Here is a 2,887-nt window from a genome sequence, read left to right on the forward strand (position 1 = left end):
GAACCAGGAGGTGTTCTACTCGGCCCGGCACGCCCAGGTGGTCCTGGATGGCTACCGGGAGTTTTTCAACGCCAGGAGGCCACATTCGTCGCTGAGCTACCGGACCCCCGACGAGTTCGCTCGGCAGGCCAGGGGGCGGCCTGACGCCCCCCTTTGCGGACAGGACACCGCAAATGTGGTCGTCCGACCTTCCCCTGGTCAAGCAGGAAAAGCCCATGGTGTACCCTTCTCCTGAGCCGAGTCTCTACTCGAAACCGTCCAAACTTTGGGGCCAGCCCAGTAACGCGGGACTACCAGCAGATGCGCGTCATTTAAGGGTTATAGAGTTCCGCACAGCAGGCGACCATGCAAAGTCGTGACGGACATCAGCAGAGCAGATTGTTGAGCAGCTGTGCGGCTTCAAAGGGTGCTGACGCCGACCTGCGAGTTTCATCACTGGTCTCTTGCCTTACCCTGGGGCATGCGGATCTTCGTCGGCGTCACCGACGACGGGTGGTACCACTTCCTCGCCGGGCAGCGTGGCCTGACCGAGGTGAACTTCTGGCGGCCCAGCGGTCAGGGCTTTGGGGCCCTCGGAGAAGGCGAGCTTTTTCTGTTCAAGCTGCACGCCCCGCACCACTTCATCGTGGGCGGGGGCTTTTTCGCCCGTGCCGTGCGGCTGCCCCTCACCCTCGCCTGGGACGCCTTTCGGGAGGCCAACGGCGTGCCCGATCAGGACGTCATGCGCCGGCGCATCGCCCACTACCGCCGCACCCCCCTGGAGCCGCACGCCAACCCGGAGATCACCTGCCTGCTGCTCGCCGAGCCCTTCTTCTTTCCGCGGGAGCAGTGGCTCCCGGTTCCCGAGTCCTTCAAGAGCACCATCGTCGTCGGTAAGGGCTACTCCACCGACGAGGCCGATGGCCGGGCGCTGTTCGACGCGGTGACCGAGAGGCTGCAGGCGCAGGTGGATCAGGCCCCGGAGGTTCCCCCCGCGACCGAGGCGGCGGTGAGCGCCCGCTTCGGTGCTCCCCGGACCGTGCGTCCGCGCCTGGGGCAGGGGGCCTTCCGGGCGCTGGTCACCGAAGCCTACGNAACGCGGTCACCGAGAGGCTGCAAACGCAGGTGGATCAGGCCCTGGAGGTTCTCCCCGCGACCGAGGCGGCGGTGAGCGCCCGCTTCGGTGCTCCCCGGACCGTGCGCCCCAGACTGGGTCAGGGGGCCTTCCGGGCGCTGGTCACCGAGGCCTACGCGCGGCGCTGCGCCCTGACCGGCGAGAAGACCCTCCCGGTGCTGGAAGCCGCGCACGTCCAGCCTTATGCCCAGGGTGGCCCGCACGCGGTCGAGAACGGGCTGCTGCTGCGCAGTGACCTGCACCGGCTCTACGACCAGGGCTACGTCACCGTCGACCCCGACGTCCGCCGCCTGATCGTCAGTCCCCGGATCCGCGAGGAGTTCCGCAACGGCCGGCACTCCTACGCGCTCGAGGGCCAGGCGCTGGCCCCACCCGAACGCGGCTTCCGGCCGGTGTCCCGCGAGCGGCTGCTGTTCCACGCCGAGCAGGTCTACCGTGGGTGACGGTCAGGCACTGCTCGCCGCCCTGCTGCGCCACGAGGCGAAGTCGAACAGCTACAAGTTCGCCCTGGTGCGGGCACTCAACGACCTCGCCCTCGAGTACCCGTTGGAGGCGCAGGGCGACGTCGTGGTGCCCCTGCGCCGGGTGGCCGAGCGCTGGCTGGTCCACTACTGGGGCTTCGTGGGCGAGCGGCCGATCTATCAGGGCCCCAGGGCGAGGCGGGACGGAGAAGAACGGCAGGATGTCTCCTTCCGCCCGGCGTTGACCCGGCTCCGTGAAGCCTGGGAGGCCCTGCCGTACACCCGGCCGGACCCGGCGGGGGGCGCCCTGCTCCTCTCGGCGTACCGGGCGGGGAGGGGGCAGCTGCCCCCCGAACTGCAGGTCATGACGGACCAGACCCTGACCGTCCTCGCGCGCGCCGTTCGGCAACCCGTGCGCTACGCCGGTCCAGGCGGCGAGCACCGGGTGTTCGGTCTGCCCGCGCCGGCTGGCACGCTCGCAGGTCAGCCGCTCCCCGGCACGCGCCCGGAGGAGACGGCCTTCACGGTCCCCGTTTCCCTGTGGCGCACCTTCCAGACCCTGCCGTTGTGGATCGAGGCCCTGTGCGTGCACGAGTGGAGCCTGTTCGTGGAGCGGGTGGCGCAGGACCCACCGGTCTCGCGCGGGGAGGTGTTCGCTCGCCTGAGCGCGTCCCCGGAGGCCCGCACGCCCCTGACCTGGGAGCGGCACCAGGTGCGGCTGCTGATGCTGGAAGGGCACGACTTTTTCTGCCCCTGGACCGGTCATCCCCTCTCCCCCACCCGCTTCGCCCTCGATCACATCATCCCGGTCTCGGTGCACCCGATCGGCGAGCTGTGGAACCTGGTGCCCAGTGATCCTGGCCACAACATGCACGTCAAGAGGGCGCGCCTGCCGGACGCTGAGCGCTTCGCCAGGGCGCGGCCGCACCTCACCCGGACCTACGCGGCGTACGCGGGCTGGTCGGCCACGGCGGCGGTGCTGGATCACGACGTGACCACACGCTTCGGACACGCCCTGGCGCCACCCGAGCTGCCCCACGCCGTGGCGCGGTTGAGTGAGGCCGTCGCCCAGGCCCGCAACGTGCCCCGCTACTAGCGGTCCTCCAGGCCTTCCTGCACCACTTGGCGCGCCCACTCCGGGGCCTCCGCCAGGAACGCACCCAGCGCGGCGTGGAGCCGCTCGAGGCTGGCGCGTCCCGCGTGCCACTCCCCGGAGGAACTGAGGCGCGCCTGCGCCCGGCTCCCCCGCACCGGAGCGAGCAGCGTTTCCAGGCTGAGCGCCGCCTGCGCCCGCTGGTCGTCGTACACGTGG

The 2,887-nt window shown here is 70.3% G+C and carries 4 protein-coding genes; 3 read left to right on the forward strand and 1 reads right to left on the reverse strand.

What is annotated here, in order from left to right:
- Positions 1-10 precede the first annotated feature (10 nt).
- The 3 genes from QOL99_RS17910 (at position 11) to QOL99_RS16245 (ending at position 2,671) form a co-directional block, all read left to right on the forward strand.
- A complete protein-coding gene (locus QOL99_RS17910) occupies positions 11-235 on the forward strand; it encodes an integrase core domain-containing protein (protein ID WP_407650211.1) in 225 nt (74 codons plus the stop codon).
- A gap of 869 nt (positions 236-1,104) precedes the next feature.
- Positions 1,105-1,557: an HNH endonuclease gene (locus QOL99_RS16240; protein WP_285525341.1), complete on the forward strand. Its 453-nt coding sequence runs from the start codon at positions 1,105-1,107 to the stop codon at positions 1,555-1,557.
- A complete protein-coding gene (locus QOL99_RS16245; protein WP_285525342.1) occupies positions 1,550-2,671 on the forward strand; it encodes an HNH endonuclease signature motif containing protein in 1,122 nt (373 codons plus the stop codon). Before QOL99_RS16240 ends, QOL99_RS16245 begins: the two co-directional genes overlap by 8 nt.
- On the opposite strand, the gene QOL99_RS16250 is transcribed toward QOL99_RS16245, so the two are convergent.
- On the reverse strand, positions 2,668-2,887 hold a 220-nt coding region (locus QOL99_RS16250), incomplete at its 5' end, for a hypothetical protein (RefSeq protein ID WP_285525343.1). The genes QOL99_RS16245 and QOL99_RS16250 overlap by 4 nt on opposite strands.

Source organism: Deinococcus rhizophilus, assembly GCF_030271215.1.
Lineage (GTDB): Bacteria > Deinococcota > Deinococci > Deinococcales > Deinococcaceae > Deinococcus > Deinococcus rhizophilus.